The organism is Amedibacillus sp. YH-ame10, from assembly GCF_053848885.1.
Genome location: NZ_JBSPFA010000025.1, coordinates 1 through 18,232, shown reverse-complemented (window position 1 = coordinate 18,232; position 18,232 = coordinate 1). Strand labels below are relative to the sequence as shown.

The 18,232-nt window shown below is 33.7% G+C and carries 17 protein-coding genes; 5 read left to right on the top strand and 12 right to left on the bottom strand.

The window, feature by feature from the left end; genetic code table 11:
• Positions 1-1,203: an ABC transporter permease gene (locus ACWG42_RS11075; RefSeq protein WP_455792358.1), complete on the top strand. Its 1,203-nt coding sequence runs from the start codon at positions 1-3 to the stop codon at positions 1,201-1,203.
• Positions 1,204-1,391: 188 nt separating this feature from the next.
• Here the strand turns inward: ACWG42_RS11075 and ACWG42_RS11070 are convergent, their stop codons facing one another.
• The 11 genes from ACWG42_RS11070 to ACWG42_RS11020 all read right to left on the bottom strand — a co-directional run bounded on the left by ACWG42_RS11070 (position 1,392) and on the right by ACWG42_RS11020 (position 13,898).
• Positions 1,392-2,987 (bottom strand): ABC-F family ATP-binding cassette domain-containing protein, encoded by a 1,596-nt coding sequence (locus ACWG42_RS11070; RefSeq protein ID WP_455792356.1) that lies wholly within the window; start codon positions 2,985-2,987, stop codon positions 1,392-1,394.
• A 105-nt stretch (positions 2,988-3,092) separates the two neighbouring features.
• Positions 3,093-4,529 carry a glycoside hydrolase family 1 protein gene (locus ACWG42_RS11065; protein WP_455792354.1) on the bottom strand — a complete coding sequence of 479 codons (1,437 nt, stop codon included), beginning with the start codon at positions 4,527-4,529 and terminating at the stop codon, positions 3,093-3,095.
• A gap of 10 nt (positions 4,530-4,539) precedes the next feature.
• Positions 4,540-5,925 carry a PTS transporter subunit EIIC gene (locus ACWG42_RS11060; protein WP_455792352.1) on the bottom strand — a complete coding sequence of 462 codons (1,386 nt, stop codon included), beginning with the start codon at positions 5,923-5,925 and terminating at the stop codon, positions 4,540-4,542.
• Positions 5,926-6,059: 134 nt separating this feature from the next.
• On the bottom strand, positions 6,060-6,896 hold the full coding sequence (locus ACWG42_RS11055; protein WP_455792350.1) for a PRD domain-containing protein: 837 nt from the start codon (positions 6,894-6,896) through the stop codon (positions 6,060-6,062).
• Positions 6,897-6,914: 18 nt separating this feature from the next.
• Positions 6,915-7,397, bottom strand: coding sequence for a PTS sugar transporter subunit IIA (locus ACWG42_RS11050; protein WP_455792349.1), 483 nt, complete (start codon positions 7,395-7,397; stop codon positions 6,915-6,917).
• A gap of 223 nt (positions 7,398-7,620) precedes the next feature.
• Positions 7,621-8,916, bottom strand: coding sequence for an RNA-binding domain-containing protein (locus tag ACWG42_RS11045; RefSeq protein WP_455792347.1), 1,296 nt, complete (start codon positions 8,914-8,916; stop codon positions 7,621-7,623).
• Between the two features lie 96 nt (positions 8,917-9,012).
• Positions 9,013-9,870: a 16S rRNA (cytidine(1402)-2'-O)-methyltransferase gene (gene rsmI, locus ACWG42_RS11040; protein ID WP_455792345.1), complete on the bottom strand. Its 858-nt coding sequence runs from the start codon at positions 9,868-9,870 to the stop codon at positions 9,013-9,015.
• A 9-nt stretch (positions 9,871-9,879) separates the two neighbouring features.
• Entirely contained in the window at positions 9,880-10,764 is an 885-nt protein-coding gene (gene ricT / locus ACWG42_RS11035; RefSeq protein WP_455792344.1) for a regulatory iron-sulfur-containing complex subunit RicT, read from the bottom strand.
• Entirely contained in the window at positions 10,761-11,738 is a 978-nt protein-coding gene (locus ACWG42_RS11030; RefSeq protein ID WP_455792342.1) for a DNA polymerase III subunit delta, read from the bottom strand. Before ACWG42_RS11030 ends, ricT begins: the two co-directional genes overlap by 4 nt.
• Complete coding sequence (tmk, locus tag ACWG42_RS11025) at positions 11,731-12,363, bottom strand: dTMP kinase (protein WP_455792340.1); 633 nt, start codon at positions 12,361-12,363, stop codon at positions 11,731-11,733. Before tmk ends, ACWG42_RS11030 begins: the two co-directional genes overlap by 8 nt.
• Positions 12,364-12,581: 218 nt before the next feature.
• Complete coding sequence (locus tag ACWG42_RS11020; RefSeq protein WP_455792338.1) at positions 12,582-13,898, bottom strand: esterase/lipase family protein; 1,317 nt, start codon at positions 13,896-13,898, stop codon at positions 12,582-12,584.
• 153 nt (positions 13,899-14,051) lie between these two features.
• Here ACWG42_RS11020 and ACWG42_RS11015 point away from each other — a divergent pair, with 153 nt between their 5' ends.
• The 4 genes from ACWG42_RS11015 (at position 14,052) to ACWG42_RS11000 (ending at position 17,236) form a co-directional block, all read left to right on the top strand.
• Positions 14,052-15,035 (top strand): diaminopimelate dehydrogenase, encoded by a 984-nt coding sequence (locus tag ACWG42_RS11015; protein WP_455792336.1) that lies wholly within the window; start codon positions 14,052-14,054, stop codon positions 15,033-15,035.
• Positions 15,036-15,126: 91 nt separating this feature from the next.
• Positions 15,127-15,729 carry a peptidylprolyl isomerase gene (locus tag ACWG42_RS11010; RefSeq protein ID WP_455792334.1) on the top strand — a complete coding sequence of 201 codons (603 nt, stop codon included), beginning with the start codon at positions 15,127-15,129 and terminating at the stop codon, positions 15,727-15,729.
• A gap of 16 nt (positions 15,730-15,745) precedes the next feature.
• Entirely contained in the window at positions 15,746-16,564 is an 819-nt protein-coding gene (locus ACWG42_RS11005) for a pseudouridine synthase (RefSeq protein ID WP_455792332.1), read from the top strand.
• A gap of 27 nt (positions 16,565-16,591) precedes the next feature.
• A complete protein-coding gene (locus ACWG42_RS11000; RefSeq protein ID WP_455792330.1) occupies positions 16,592-17,236 on the top strand; it encodes a YggS family pyridoxal phosphate-dependent enzyme in 645 nt (214 codons plus the stop codon).
• A gap of 46 nt (positions 17,237-17,282) precedes the next feature.
• Here ACWG42_RS11000 and ACWG42_RS10995 read toward each other — a convergent pair whose 3' ends face one another.
• Positions 17,283-18,053 carry a MurR/RpiR family transcriptional regulator gene (locus tag ACWG42_RS10995; RefSeq protein ID WP_455792328.1) on the bottom strand — a complete coding sequence of 257 codons (771 nt, stop codon included), beginning with the start codon at positions 18,051-18,053 and terminating at the stop codon, positions 17,283-17,285.
• Positions 18,054-18,232 lie beyond the last annotated feature (179 nt).

Here is an 18,232-nt window from a genome sequence, read left to right as displayed (position 1 = left end):
ATGGCTAGGTTATATTATAAAATTATTTTAGAACATAAAAATACCATTCTCACATATATTGTTATTTTCTTATCTATCTTCACTATCTTTGGAATGTTCTCGGATTCATTATATGGTACTAACGAGCAAATCTACGAACAGAAAAAGACAAATATAGCGATACTAGATCATGATAATAGTGAACTTAGTAAAGCCGTTGTAGCACACTTAAAAGAAACATCTAACTACAACGATTTAGGCGATGATATGGAAGATATAAAAGAGGCTTTATTCTTTGCTCAAATTGATAATATCATTGAAATCCCAAAAGGATTTGAACAAGAATTTGAAGCTGGAAAAGAAAATGTAATTCAACTTCAACAACGTCCAGATGACGCAAATGGAGTACTCGTAAAACAGAAATTGAATGCATATTTATCTTCCTTGAAGAGTTATCGCAGTATAGATAAAAATTTATCCTATAAACAAGCAAGTTCATTCGTTACTAAGGATTTAAAACAGAAAGCACAAATGAAGTTTGTTAAGTCAGAAGAAAACAGAAAATCAGATATGTTAAGAACCATGTATTTTAACTTCATGTCTTATGTATTGTTCTCCGTTATTGTAATGACTGCATCTTCTGCTATGCATTCTATCTATCGTAGTGAAATGTTAAAGAGAACACTTGTTTCTCCTATGAACTCTACAAAAATGAATTTAAAAGTTGTATTATCCAATGTATGTTTTGGTTTGATTTTATGGTTAGTATTCACATCAGTGATCCTATTTATCCGTAAAGAAAATATGTTTAGTGCCTCTGGAGCAATGTATATATTAAACTCTTTTGTATTTACGATTGTCTCCATAAGTTTCGCCTATATGGCTACAGCAATTGTCTCTAACAAGAAAAATGCAGTCAATAAGTTGGATATGATTACAACAATCGTTGGTTTAGTGAGTGCTTTCTTAGGTGGTGCATTCCTACCACAAATGTTTATTCCAGAAAATGTTTTCCAAATATCTAAATTCATACCAACATTTTGGTTTGTAAAACTAAACGATAGTATGACCTCCATGATTGATATAACATCTGGTGTAATAAAAGAAGGTTTACAATGCATGGGAATACAATTGTTATTCGCGATTGCTTTCCTTATGATTGGATTAGTCCTTATGAAAAATAACCGAAGCCAAGATGTCATTGTAGATAATGATTATGAGTAGGCCAATGAAAAAATCTAGTGATTAGGCTAGATTTTTTCTTTACTCTACACGATTATATGCCTGTTAAATCAAGCTTATAAACACTAGTATTTAGAGTACTATTTTCAATGAATAGCACTATATATAGCGTAATTTTGTACACTTTTCCAACATTTATAGGAAAAGCTCCTTCACAGGAGCCTTCTTATTTATTCTTGTATTCCTAATTCTCTTTCTAAGTATTCATCATAGCTCATTCTACGATCAATGATTCCATCATCTGCTACTTCAATGATACGATTTGCTAAAGTTTGAATGAATTGGTGGTCATGAGAAGTAAAGATCATCTCTCCCTTAAAGCTTTCAAGTCCATTATTTAATGCCTGAATAGATTCCAAATCTAAGTGATTAGTTGGATCATCTAACAATAAAAGGTTAGGAGCTTCTAGCATACTCTTTGAAAGCATACAACGTGCTCTTTCTCCTCCAGATAACACATTAACTGATTTCAATGCTTCTTCTCCACTGAACAACATTCTTCCTAAGAATCCACGGATATACCCCATGTCATCAATACTTGAATACTGACTTAACCAGTCACAAATACTTTCATCACCTTCAAAGTATTCTGTATTATCATTAGGTATATAAGAAAGTGTAATCGTTTGTCCAACTTCGATTGTTCCTTTATCTGGTTGGATGCTTCCAGCTAATACTTTTAGTAATAAAGATGTTTGTAACGGATTTCCAATAAGTGCTACTTTATCTCCGTTCATCATAGAGAAGGAAATGTTCTTAAGCAATTCTTTCCCTTCAATAGAAGCACATACATCTTCTACGAATAAGATAGATTTCCCAGATTCTCTTTCTGATTTAAAATCAATGAAAGGATACTTTCTTGTAGATGGTTGAATATCATCAAGTGATATTTTATCAAGAATTTTCTTACGTGATGTTGCTTGTTTTGATTTTGCGGCATTCGCAGAAAAACGTGCAACGAAAGCTTCTAGTTCTTTTATTTTATCTTCTTTTTTCTTATTTGTGTCTTTTAATTGTTTCGCAATTAATTGACTAGATTCATACCAGAAATCATAGTTACCAGAATAGATTTTAATTGCACCGAAATCTACATCTGCAATATGTGTACACACTTTATTTAAAAAGTGACGATCATGAGAAACAACAATTACTGTACTTTCATAATTGATAAGGAAATTTTCCAACCATGCTACAGATTTCAAATCCAATCCATTGGTAGGCTCATCCAACAATAATGTGTTTGGTTTTCCAAACAATGCTTGCGCTAATAAGATCTTTACCTTTTGTGCAGGTGTCATAGTTGACATTGATTCCTGATGTAAATCAACTGGAATATCAAGTGCTTCTAATAAGGTTGCTGCTTCACTCTCAGCATTCCAACCATCAAGATTTGCGAACTCTTCTTCAAGCTCTCCTGCTTTAACTCCATCTTCATCTGTAAACTCACCCTCTTTTGTATAAAGGTGTTCTTTTTCTTTCATGATTTCATACAAGCGTGTATTTCCCATCATCACTGTTTCTATTACAGGATAATCTTCAAACTTAAAATGATCCTGTTGAAGAGTAAACAATGTTTCATGTGGTCCCATGAAAACATCACCAGTATCTGGCTTTAATTCACCACTTAAGACCTTTAAAAATGTACTCTTACCAGCACCATTTGCACCGATTAAACCATAGCAGTTTCCATCTGTGAACTTTAAATTTACTTCTTTATACAGTGTTCTCGCTCCAAAGCGAACACTTACATTATTTGTACCTATCATATGTATACCTCCAAAATAACGTTGCTTGTGAATTATAACATGAGCACAGAAGAAAGACAAATTTATAATGCCCTCTGAGCGCTTATTTACTCAAAGGGCATTGATTTAATCTAAATTTGTTCCATTTGTTGCGATTACTTTTTTATACCAGTGGAAAGAATCTTTTTTGTAACGGTTAAAACTTCCATTCCCTAAATCATCACTATCCACATACACAAAACCATAACGTTTTCCCATTTCACCAGTTGATGCACTGATCAAATCAATACATCCCCAAGGAGTATAACCAATCAAGTCAACGCCATCTTCAATCGCCTCTGACATTGCCTCGATATGCTCACGTAAATAATCGATTCGATAGTCGTCATGGATTTGGTTGTTTTCTTCTAATGTATCAAATGCTCCCAATCCATTTTCAACAATCATTAATGGGATTCTATATCTTCCATATAGCTCATTCAGTGTATATCGTAAGCCATTAGGATCAATTTGCCATCCCCAATCACTTGAGCTCAAATACGGATTTTTAACACCTTCTAATAAATTACCACCTATTTTAGAAACATTATCTTCATGAGACACGCAATTTGTCATGTAGTAAGAAAAGCTATAGAAATCTACACAACCTTCCTTTAAAATTACTGCGTCATCATCTTCCATTTGTATACTTATTCCATGAGTCTTCCAAAAATGTTTTGCATAATATGGATACTCTCCATGAACTTGAACATCACCACAATAATAATTTATATTTTTCCAATGATTTTGCGATTTTAATATATCCATTGGATGACACGTTAATGGATAAGTTGGCATGATTGCTATCATACAACCTATCATTGCATTAGGATTTATTTCATGAGAAAGTTTTACTGCTTTCGCACTCGCAATAAACTGATGATGTAATCCTTGATACCTTTGCTGAATATTGTCCACTTGATTTGTAAAATCGCGTGTTCCTTCATTAAGGATACCTAATGACATATAATTTCCAAGAGCCAATGTACCACAATTGATTTCATTAAAGGTTAGCCAATATTTAACTTTTTCTTTATATCTCTTAAACAAGGTTTCGCAATAACGCACATAAAATGAAATTACATCCCTGCTTGCCCAACCATTATATTCTTTTGTTAAATAAAATGGCATTTCATAATGAGATATAGTAACGATAGGTTCGATATTATATTTCATAAGTTCATCAAATACATGATCATAGAACATCAGACCTTCTTCATTTGGTTCATCTTCTATACCTTTTGGATAAATCCTAGTCCAGTTTATAGACATACGATAAGTTTTGAACCCCATTTCAGCCATAAGTGCAATATCTTCCTTGTAATGATGATAAAAATCACTTGCCTTATGGTTTGGATAATATAATTCATCTTCAATTTCTCTAGTGATTTGTCTAGGCATGGAATGTGTGCCACTGCTTAATAAATCCGCAATGCTCATTCCTTTTCCACCTTCATCCCAACCACCTTCAAATTGGTTAGCAGCAGTTGCACCGCCCCATAAGAAACCTTCTTTAAATGACATTGAATACCTCCTATTTTCCTTCCTTGTAAAGGATATATGTTGCTATAAATGTTGAAACAATACCTATCACAATAGAAACGCAAATCAGAATTACATTCATTCCATTTTCGCTTATAAAACATGGAATAGCAAACAACGCAGAACTTCCTGCAAATGCATAAATGTATACTTTCATTATTCCCGCAAATAAACCTGCAATCGCACTACCAATCATAGCACCCCACATTGGAGTTTTATATTTTAAATTTATTCCATACATTGCTGGTTCACTTACTCCACCGACGATTGCTGTAATTGCACAAGATACACCAGTAGATTTAATGCTTTTATTTTTTGATTTTAATGCAACTGCTAGTGATGCAGCTCCTTGATTGATGTTAGAAAGAACTAATGATGTAAAGAATATTGGTTCATATCCTACAGATCCAAACATTTGTAGTAAATATGGAACGAAAGCTGAGTGCATTCCAGTCATAACGATAAATGGCATGAATGCAGCCAATACAGCAACACCAACGAAACCTATTGTTTCATATAACCAAATAACAAACTCTGATACATAATTTCCTAAGAAAGCTCCTGCAGGCGCTAACAAACAGAATGTAATTGGAATCATAACTAAGATTGTGCAAAGTGGTTGAATGATAGAACGTAATGATTCAGGTGAAATCTTCGCAAAGAATCTTTCGATTGGTGCCATTACCCAAACACATAAAATTACTGGAAAAATTGTTGAAGTATAACTTGCTCCATAAATTGGTAATCCAAAGAAGTTAAAAGATATACCTTCAGCTACTCCACTTACAAACGTTGGATAAATAAGCATTGCTCCTATTACCATTCCTAATCCTTGGTTTGCACCAAATTTCTTTGCTGCATTACTACCAACGATTATAGGAAGGAAATAGAAACCTGCATCTCCAACCATTGTTAATATCTGCATAGTTGCATTTGTATCGCTCAACCAACCGAAGGTCTGGATACACAACACAAGTACTTTTATCATTCCACACCCAATAAGCACTGGGATTGCTGGTGTTAAACAACCAGAAATTGCATTTAAAACACCATTTAAAATTCCTTTAAACCCTTTTTCTTTTTTCTCTTCATTATTCTCATTTACTGCCACTTCTTCTTTTAATCCACTTTTTTCACAAATTAATTTATAAGCATCTCCAACAGCTTGTCCAATAATGATTTGAAGTTGCCCATTTTGCCATTGTACCCCAATTACACCTTCTAAACCTTCGATTTGTTCTGTTTTTACAACACTTTGATCTTTTAAGTTGAATCTTAATCTTGTAACACAGTGTGTAAAGAACATAACATTGTCTTTACCACCAATCAAATCAACTACACTATTTGCTAAATCTTCATATTTTTCTTTCTTAGCCATAATCTTTCTCCTTTTTATTTTTCAATTTCATATATGCAAACAACGTATCTCGCGAGTTATACATTGGTTTTGCCAAAATAAAACCCCACACATAAAAACACAAAAACTTGTGAATTTATGCGAGGGGTAATGCCCTAATGGTTACAATCCTCTCTACTGCATAATCGATTGATATGTAACATCAGATATAAGAGTTCTTCTTGGTTCAACTCCCATTTCAAATGCTTTAAAATGTATTCTTTAATGCTCTGTGCACATGCATATGTGTCAGGGCACTCTTTCTTCATAGAACTATATAATACGTTGTTATCACTTGCAATCATAGTATCTGCATCTCTTCGTTTTAACAGATATTGTAGATGTGATACAAAACGTGAGTAATTGAATCCTTTACGATGAATCTCTATTTTCATAGAATCTTCGATTAGCACTGTTAATTCATTGATTAAGTCTGTTTCATCGATTTCATTTTTCATATTTGCCTGCATGTTTTCAGCATTTATAAAGTGAAGAGCAATACCCACTGCTTCCTCTTTACATAACCTAATATGCATTTTCTCATTGATTAACTTAACTGCTTTTTCACCTATTTCCATCTCTGTTTCATATAGATGTGCAACATCATATGAGAACGGCATTTTTATTTTTAAATTTTTTTCATATCTTTGAATCGCAAAGTTGATATGATCTGCTAATGTGAATACGATATTTGCGTTTAATTCATTGTCTATGTAATTCTTCGCAAAATCAACTATCCTCGCACTAATTTCAAATACCTCTTCACTTATCTCATGTAACAACCCAAGATAGTTAGAGTTGATTCCATAGTACGTTCGATGTATTTTACTTAAATCATTTAATTCATATGGAATTTCAGGAAATCCAATTCCTTTACCAAAGGCAATCAATTCGTTCTGGTTATTATCAATACAAACAGCAACATTGTTATTTATTTTTTTAATAACCTTCATGATATGCCTCCTCGCTTTCTACGCTTTTGCGATTACAATATCTTCCCCTACTGAAACTTTATCGCCAATATGATGGAATGTCAATGATAAATCTGTTCCATTTGTCACAATCATTGGTGTTGTTAAATCAATTTCTTTTTCTTCCATAAATTTCATATCGACTTCGATAATTCCTTCCCCTTTTTTTACTTTAGAACCTTGATCCACTAATGTCTTTAGACCTTCACCATTTAAGTTTACTGTATCAAGCCCAATATGAATTAACACTTCTACTCCATTATCACCTTGAATACCAAATGCATGTTTTGTATTCGCAATCATAACGAGCGTTCCATCGCATGGTGCACACACTTTACCGTCTGCTAATTTGAAAGCTACACCATCTCCCATCATACGACTTGAGAATACTTGGTCATTCACTTCTTCTATCGAAATGCAGGTACCATTTACTGGTGCATACAAATTGTTGTCTACATCTTTTTTCTTTTTAAATCCAAACATGTTCATCTCTCCTTTATAAAATAAAAACTCTTCAAAACATCCAAAAATGACGCACATCTTGTGCCTTCATTAAAGGTAATGCCTCAAAGAGTAACAATCCTTATTTACATATTCATTCTAGTATGCGCTTTCAAGATTGTCAACAATTTTTTTGAAATTTCTTGAATGAAATTTTTACAAAACTACAGAAACACGCATAAACAAAGGCTTATTTATATATAATTTATCCAATAAAATACACCGTTTGTTTTCCTTTGCCCTTTTTATTTATAACATTTCGTTCGATTAAACTCCTTAAATTATTGATTACAGTTGCTTGTGATACCTGCAAGAAATCCTGAATATCTTTCCGCCGCATTTCCTTAGATTCTAATAAGAGTTTCACGATTTCGCTTTCATACTCATTCAGATTTTGTTGCGTCATGATGGTATTATTTCGGTTTGGTAATGTTATTTTGAATGCATTTTCACTAAGTTCAATAAAAGGTTTTACATTTGAATTTCGATAGCTCTCCTCAATTTTAGGTATACCAGTTCCGTATGCTTCCACCCATTGTAAACGATAGAATAAGTTTGATAAATATTCGTTTCTTAATAAAGATACTCCTACTCTTAAATCATCTTTACTAATCCCTTTCATCAAACATCCTAATGAAACTATCTCTATACGATCATCAAAAATAGAAAGTAGTGTACTTCCTCCTAAAGAATAATCACGATGCACAATAGCATTAATGATAGCCTCACGTATTGCGACTTCTGGATAATCGAAAGTATCAATTCTTTTTAAACTGTCATAGGTAGATTTCTTTTTATTATACTGTTGTACATACTGCATTGTCTTCTTCATTTGATTTATAATAGAGCCCTCAAAAATTTGGTGATCCAAGAAGTTTATTTTTGATTTTCCTTCAAAAACAGCACATTTTGTTGTAGTAGGGCATTGATCTGATATCAAATAAGCTAGATTACTATAGATACTATCGTTTGTATAGAAATGTAGAGTTTTCATCTGATTTTCTTTCATTGGAAGTTCCATATCTTCGCAAGCTGTCATGAATGATGTGAATGATAGCTCTTGATTTAAGGAACGTTTCTTTTCAAAACTTTCACCATCAGATTCCACAATCATCTTCTTTATCATAAGCTCGCTTGCACACACACTTGACGCTCCTTGACGAACATAAACACCGTTAGACTTAAGACCCTTATTTTTTAAATAGTAGGGTTTTGAATCTCCCTCTTGAACAAGGATTTCTATTATCATTTTCAAATCCATTTCTTTTATCAAACATTTCGTGTACATAGTCGCATCTGGTGAAATACTTTCTCGAATAGAATTCGTTATTTTTAACATGACATCATCTATTTCTTCTTTTTTAACACCACTAACACTGCCATCATCTTCCATACCAACAAATATGGTTCCACCCTCACTATTAGCAAAGGCTACAATCGTCTTTTTCAAATCGTCTACGTATTCTCTTTTAAATTCTGTGTACATATCTTCTTTTTTCATGAATTCACCTTTCTAATACTTTCTAATATTATTATAATAATTCTAATATTAGAAAGCAAGAGAAAAGGCAGAGTATTTCTACCCTACCTATTTATACTAATTTAGTCCATGATATTCTTTATAAATATCATTCTTCGATAAGCCTCTTTCTTTAGCGACTCTTTTTATTGCCTCATTGGTTGTCAAACCATCTTCTACATAGGTATTAATTTGATCATGTAACAAAGGCATAGCAGACAGTTCTATATCCGCTCTATCTTCTCCACAACCTTCTACAACAATCACCATTTCTCCCTTTAAGTCGTCCACAATTTCAAGGACTTCTTCTATGGTACCACGAATAAATTCCTCATGTTTCTTAGTGAGTTCTCTAGCAAGGCAAATCTTACGATTCCCAAGCACTTCTAAGGCACTATTCAACATCTTTTTGATACGATGTGGAGCTTCATAAAAAACCATGGTAAATGGATAATATTTTAAATCAAAGAGTTCTTTAATTCTCTCTTTTTCTCCTGATTTCAAAAAACCATAAAACAGAAAATGCTCTGTAGACAATCCACTGGATACAAGTGCATTTAACATTGCATTACATCCTGATATAGGAACTACATTAAACCCTGCTTCCATAACTTTCTTAGAGACAATAGAACCAGGATCTGATATCAAAGGATATCCGGCATCACTTACAAGGGCTACATCGTTTCCCTTTTGTAATAATTCCAACAATCCATTTGCACTCTGTGCTTCGTTATGTTGATGATGCGCTATCAATCGTGTCTTAATACCAAAATGTGATAATAGCTTCATAGTATTTCTCGTATCTTCTGCCGCAATCACATCAACGCTTTCAAGTATACGAATAGCACGTGGTGTCATCTCACCAAGGTTTCCAATGGGAGTTGCGACAACATACAATGTTGGTTGTTCATTTTCAAAACTTTTTTGACGAATCATGCTTTTCACCTACCGATCAGAAAAATCCATATCCGGCCATAATTCTTTAAAGCTTAAAAACTGTACATCTTCTCTATTTTCAATTTTGACCTGTTGAAGAAGTACATTCATACTTGTAATACGATATCTATTCCCTTTATATTCAATTTGTGAATTCATTTTAGGAAGACCATCTCTTAAGCGTTTATATTGTTCATCTTCAAATTTTAAACAACACATTAATTTTCCACATTGTCCACTCAACTTTTGAATGTTCAAAGCCAATAGTTGGTTCTTCGCCATATTAATAGAAACAACATCAAAATCATTTAAGAATCTTGAACAACATGTTTCCATTCCACAACTTCCTAGTCCTCCAATAATCTTAGATTTATTACGAGGTCCAATCTGGCGAAGTTCGATACGACACTTAAAGATACCTGCTAATTCTTTTAGTAATTCTCTGAAATCTACACGCTCATCCGCTACATAAACAAAGATAATTTTACTGCAGTCTAGTGTGTATTCTGCTTCGATAAGATTCATATCTAACTTGTACTTTTCAATACAGTCATTGCATATCTTCATTGCTTTCTTTGCTTTTTCTTCATTCTCCGCAACTTGTTTTAAGTCTTTTTCACTTGCTTTACGAAGAACGGGTTTTATTTCCATTCCATTGGAGAAGAAAGCTTCACTTTCTTTTACAATTTCACCTAGCTCTAATCCACGCACAGTTTCCACTACGACTAAATCACCTACATGGTAATCATCGTGATCTGTACCAAACGTATAGATTTTCTTGGATTCTTTAAATGAAACAAACGCTACAAATTTATACATACGAGGAGGTTTTTTATCCTCGTGGCGTGTGTCATTTTTATGATCTTGAAATTTTTGTTTATTTTCCTGACTCATCTTGTCACCTCTTTCATTTGATACAGCATCTGATCCAACAATAGCTGTATATTTACAGAACGCAATAATGTATCTTTGGTCTGCATAAGTATTTGCAATAGTTTTACATAATCCATGTGTTTGCTTTGTATGACACTCATTTGCTTCAAGTACCATTCATCACTTGTCTCACGATTATCTTTCATACAATCTTTGAAAAGCAAGTGCAACATATCTACGATATATACAAGCGATTGTTTTCCATATTTTTTCTGTTTCGCAGGAAACCCGTCAACTTGCATGAATAGCAATGCTTTATCTGGTGATACGCAAAATCTTTCTACCATACCCTTGAACACATAAAGTGCATGTTGGTAATCTTCAGATTCACTCGCTTCTAATATATCTTGTTTTGCACGAATCAAATTGCTAAGAATATAAGCGTCTAGTTCACTGACTTCTTCGTGCACTGCTTGGTAGCATTGTTTCGCGTTCAAGGCAGTAAAAGGAATGTTTTGACATCTTGAAACAATGGTAGGTAATACTCTATCAATTTGTTCCACAATAAGGATTGCGATCATGTCGTTGGTTGGTTCTTCCAAAAACTTTAATAAACTATTTAACGCATCTGGAGTAGCATTCTCCGCATGATCAAGAACATAAATTTTCTTACCTTTTGTTTCCAATCCAGTTTTATTAAATGCAACCTGTAGCTTTAGGATGGCATCTTTCTTTATAGAAACGCTTGTTCCATCGATGTATATCATATCTGCATATTCATTATGCAATACGCGCATACAAGTATCGCATGTTTCACAAGCAAATCCTGTTTCATCACATAGTATACTTTGCGCTAACAAGTATGCAGTTTCTTTCTTTGGTGTACCACTGGGTCCACTAAACATATATGCATGTGCAAGCTTATCACTTTCTAGAGCATTCTTTAATGTGTGATATACCACAGGTTGCTGTTCCTTCAAAACATCTTTAAACATGAGGTTCAATAATCTCCAATAAAGCATTTACAGTATCTGTTAATACCGTATCAATATCTTTATTTGCATCAATCACATGCATACGATCTTTGAATTTTTCTTTTACGATTTCATATCCTTCCGCAACTTTCTTATGAAATTCATTACTTTCGTTATCTAATCGATCAAGATTACCACGATTGCTAACTCTAGATAATCCTGTCTCTAAACTAACGGATAAGAAAATTGTTGCGTTTGGAATATGTCCTTCAATCGCAAATTCATTGATTTGATAGACTTCATCAAACCCAATTCCTCTTGCGATCCCTTGATATACTAAAGAACTATCTACAAAACGATCGCATAATACGATTTTATTTTCTGCTAATGCAGGAAGAACTTTTTCTATCAAATGTTGACGACGACTTGCCGCATACAACAAAGCTTCACATCTAGGATCCATTGCTGTATTTTTTGGATCAAGGATGACATGGCGTATTTGCTCGGCAATATCAATTCCTCCAGGTTCTCTTGTATATATTACAGGATATCCTGCTTCTTTTAATTTTTCATATGCTAATTTAGAAATGGTTGTTTTACCACTTCCATCATTTCCTTCAAATGTAATAAATAGACCGTTGCGCATCTTCAACACTCCTAACCAATCTAACATATTATATCATAATCAAAGGGTATCACACAAAGATTTTAATGTTTAGAACACTTGTGAACTACGCAAAATGTATACCTTTTCAAGATATATCATATACTACCAATAGGGAATTGCTTCATTCCCTTCTATATACAGGTGGTTTTCCACATAAAAAGGAACGATTTCTATGTGAGTCGTTCCTTTTTATATGTTTAAAATCCTTTTTCTTTTAACTCGTGTACAAGTTCTACATAGAACTCACGCACATCAAAATCATCTATATTTTCTCGGTTCAAATCAATCATATCACCATGTGATATACCCCTGTTTCCTTTTGTTGTAAGAAAGCGAAAGTTTTCCCCCCATGGAAACGAAGTTTCTGCGACTAATCCATCGTTAGGTCCATCAAAGTAGGATACCAATTGCATTGAGAAGTTTAAGGGAAAGCGACCATCTCTTGCTCGATTTAACTTAGAACCTACACTTTGATAATACACATTTTCTTTATCTACTACAAGTTCATTAAAGTTTGTACATGAGGAAGCCGTTAAATCGTTTACGGAAGATAAGAAATCGGGATTAAAATCGCCCATCTTTTTTAATGTTGCGTTGTACATATCCGCTACTTGTTCTTTCACTTTCACTGGTATTTTATGTAATAGATAGTCCGCAAACACACATCCCTTATGTGGTGTATTTATGGTCGTTAGAGAAGCTACATAGGGGGCCATACCCAACTGTGATATCGCATATCTACTATCTAATCCACCTTTTGAATGTGCAATAATATTTACTTTTTCACTCCCTGTTTCTTTTCGTATCGCCTGAATCCTTTCTGCCAATTCCTTTCCGCTATCCGCAATAGCTGCGGCGGATTGATGGTTTCCATAATATAGGATTGCGCCATTACGCTCTAATTCTTTTGGAATCCTTCCCCAATAGTTAAAGTACTTGAAATCCCTAAAAAAGACACCGTGTACCATAAGAATTGGATATTTTGTTTCGCAAATTTTATCTTTTGATCGCTCTTTGTTGATAATCATCTTTTTACTTTCAAAGATGCTTTCCTTATATGTAATACGAATGATATAATACAAGGCAATGAATTGCGCAATTGGAATCCAACCACATACGATTCCAATCACACGCCATTTTAGCTTCAATTGATATGAGGTCGTATACACACGTATGATCCCATTCCAGAAAACAATCGCTTCTATAATAAATACACATAATAAATGAAGAAGCCAGCCTCTCCAATCTGTGCGTTGAAGATCATAAATTAGATACATCGTACTTGCGATTGTAGATAATAGAAACACAATCAAAAGCTCACATCCATCTGCACAAACTCTTAATCGCCATGTTGTCATCCAACGATTCGTAAATGTTGGAAAGATATTAATCCATACAAAAAGTAGTACAAAAAGAAACAACACTACATTGCGATTATTAAATAGTGGGAAACAAATAAAATTGGCGACACAGAATATAATACTGGCGTCTATGATTCGCATACAATATTTCATATAAATACCCCTTGTTTAGATTTATTTTATCATAAATAGTCACTTTAATGCTTACACTTATAAAAATTATATAAATATTGGAACAAATTAAGTGCATTTTCAGAAAATAAATGATAAAATATGAAAGAATTTATAAAACAAGGAGGCTTATATATGATTAGAGTTGGAATTATCGGATATGGTAACCTCGGTCGAGGTGTAGAATGTGCTTTAGCAAAAGCAAAAGACATGGAATTAGTTGGAATTTTCTCAAGACGTGATCCAGCCACTGTAACACCTCATGACAGCGCGACTCCTGTATATACAATGGAAGATGCAATGAACATGAAAGATCAAATTGATGTCATGATTCTTTGCGGAGGTAGTGCAAATGATCTTCCTGAACAAACAAAGGAAATGGCAAAGTATTTCAATGTAATTGATAGTTTTGATACGCATGCTAAAATACCTGCACATTTTGAAAATGTGGATGCTTCTAGTAAAGCAGCAAAGAAAATCTCTATTATTTCTTGCGGTTGGGATCCAGGAATGTTCTCCTTAAACCGTTTATACGCTAGTGCAATCCTTACAGAAGGTAAAGATTATACATTCTGGGGAAAAGGTGTATCTCAAGGACACTCTGATGCTGTACGACGCATCGAAGGTGTGAAGGACGCAAAACAATATACAATTCCTGTGGAAGCTGCATTAGATGCAGTACGTAGTGGAACAAACCCTGAACTAACAACACGTCAAAAACATACAAGAGAATGTTTTGTAGTTGCTAAAGAAGGTGCAGACTTAGCACAAATCGAGCGTGATATTGTGACTATGCCAAACTACTTTGATGAATATGATACAACAGTACATTTCATTGATGAAGAAGAGTTTAAGCGTGATCATAGTGGAATTCCACATGGTGGATTCGTAATTCGTAGCGGAAGCACTGGTTGGAACAATGAACATAAACATGTGATTGAATATCAATTAAAGTTGGATTCCAATCCAGAATTCACATCTAGTGTATTAGTTGCTTATGCAAGAGCAGCATATCGCATGCACCAAGAAGGAATGAGTGGATGTAAAACTGTATTTGATATTGCACCTGCTTATCTACACCCTGAATCAAGCGAAGAACTACGTAAACATATGTTATAAAACAAACCCACAGGAGCCAACTCTTGTGGGTTTTTATTGTCGTTTCATGGGGTTTGCGTTACAATAGATACATACGCAAAAGGAGATATTTATGAAAAAATTTATAAAGACTATGTTTATACTAACATGTATGATTACACTAGCTGCATGTGGAAGTGATAAGGAAGAAACAAAACCAAAAGACGAAAACTTATTAAGTGGAAAACATAACGTAGAAATCGTTGTAAAAGATATGGGAACTATGAAAGTTGAATTAGATGCGGATACAGCTCCTATTACAGTTACAAATTTTATAGACTTGGTAAATCAAAAGTTCTATGATGGATTGACGTTCCATCGTATTATCGATGGATTTATGATTCAGGGTGGAGACCCAAATGGAAATGGGACAGGTGGCTCTGATAAAACTATCACTGGAGAATTTGCGAACAATTCCATTGAAAACAATATCAAACATGAACGTGGAGTACTTTCTATGGCTCGCTCAAATGATAATGATTCCGCTAGTTCACAATTCTTTATTATGCACGCAACTGCACCACATCTTGATGGTGACTATGCAGCATTTGGACATGTAACAGAAGGTATGGATATTGTAGATAAAATTGTAAGTGAAACATCTGTATTAGATGAAAATGGAACTGTTGCGAAAGCAGATCAACCTGTAATTGAAACTATCCGTGTCATAAAATAGGAAGGAACTATTTCCAATGAAGAAAGCATTCCAGATTGAAAAAGATCGAAAAGAAGATACATCTGGCATTATTCAACACGAAAAAAAAGAAGCTATTCGTTTAAACAAATACATCAGTAGTTCTGGATACTGTTCTAGAAGAGAAGCAGATCGATTGATTGAAGCACACAAGGTTACCATTGATGGAGAAATCGCAACACTTGCGACGAAAGTCGAAGCACATCAAAAAGTTATGGTTGAACATACATTGATCGAACATAAACAAGAGATGTTGTATATTGCTTTGCATAAACCTGTTGGTATCACGTGTACAACAGACACTGCAATTGATGGGAATATGGTTGATTTTATGAACCATAAAGAGTCTATCTTTCCAATTGGTCGTTTAGATAAAGAATCCAGTGGTTTAATACTACTCACCAATGATGGAGATATCGTAAACAAAATATTACGTTCTGTAAATCAACATGAGAAAGAATATATTGTAAAAGTAGATAAGCCTATTCAGGAAGAGTTCGTACAAGAATTACGCAAGGGTGTTAAAATCTATAATGCTGTTGCGAATACTTATCAAATAACAAAGCCTGCAATTGTAGAACAAATTGACACCTTATCTTTTCGTATTATTTTAACAGAAGGATTAAATCGTCAGATTCGAAGAATGTGTACTGCATTTCAATATAAGGTTGTAAAACTAGAACGTGTTCGAATCATGAATATACATTTAGAACCGCTCAAAGTTGGACAATGGAGATATTTACACGCAGATGAATTGCGTACCTTAAACAGTTTAATACAAGATAGCAAATCCTTTGATGAGGATATTGAAGAATAGATTTATAAAAAGAAAAAGGGTGAGCGTATGAATAAGAAAAAATTAAATGAAATACGAAATGGATTACCAGAAAATGTAACACTCATTGCAGTTAGTAAGATGCATACAAAAGAAGAAATAGCAGAAGCTTATGCATGTGGTTGTACCATCTTTGGTGAAAATAAAGCACAGGAAATGGTACAGAAGTATCATCCAGATTATGAATGGCATTTTATTGGTCACCTACAAAGAAATAAGGTCAAAGATGTTGTTCCTTTAGCAAGTATGATTCAAAGTTTGGATAGCTTACGTTTAGCAGAAGAAATTGAAAAACAATGTGCAAAAATTGATAAAGTAATGCCAGTACTTGTAGAAATAAATATTTCACGTGAAGTAAATAAAACTGGAATTTTATTCGAAGAATGCTCTAGTTTTATCAAACACTGTATGCAATATCCTCATATAGATATTCAAGGCTTGATGTGTGTAGGACCGCTTGAAAAACCCGAAACTACAGAAGAATGTTTTGAAAAGATGAATGTTCTTTATCGTAAGATGCAAAGTGAATATGGAGAAGATAAAATTCATACCTTATCTATGGGTATGAGCTCTGATTATCAACTTGCCATTCAACATGGTTCTAATATGATACGATTAGGAACTATTATCTTTGGAAATCGTAATTATAACTAAATCATTAGTTCATGAAGCCTTATAAAAAGTAAGTGAGAAAATTCACTTACTTTTTTGCATCTTCTTTTTCTTTGTATTGAGAGTATCTTAGGAATAAAATCTCCGCAAGTATAAAAAATAAGTTGGCTGCTTCGTGTAAAATATGTTCTCCAATCATTACCTTTGATGTGGTGATATAAATGCTTTTCGTACACACTTGTGCCAAATCATTATTTTTCAGTCTTGTTATCGAGATGGTAGATACATTTTTTGATCGTAATCTAGATGCGAAATCTGTAATAAGATCTCCTTCTCCACGGAGTGAAATAAGAATCACAACATCACTAGATTCTAAAAACGGTAAAACCATTTCTGTTTCTTTCTCACCAGAAAGTACATATACTAATTCCCCACAATATAAAAACATCCGTTGTAATTCATTGGCAACTGAATTCTGTAGTGCACCTGTACCATAAACAAAGATTCGCTTTGAACGATATAACAAAGCGCAGATATCTGTAAAATCACGTTCTCTTATCTCATCAATAGCATACTTGCACGTATCACAAACCTTATCCACAAGTTCAGGATCAATTGTCGTGGTTTGTGTTGGTCTTTGTTCCCAATTTAGATACACCTTTAATTCACTGTATCCCTTTAAGGAAAGCTTCTGTGCAAAACGAAGTATAGTTGTCTTAGAAACATGACAGCGATCTGCTAATTCATTGATGGATAAATTAGCACATTCTTTTTGATGTTCTTGTATGTAATTCCAGATATAAATATCGTTTGATGATAATTCATTATAATGCGCATTTACCAGTTCTGCAATTTTCATGTTGTTCACCTCAGTATTTTGATTATAACACGAAATTAAGATACTTTGATACGATGTAAAAAAGATGTCCTGAAGGACATTCCGAAAGATTAAATTTCGCCTGTAGATATAGTATACTATCTATAGGTGATTTTTTTGATTAAAGACTCTTCTGTTTTCGCTAAAAAAGAACTTGCTTC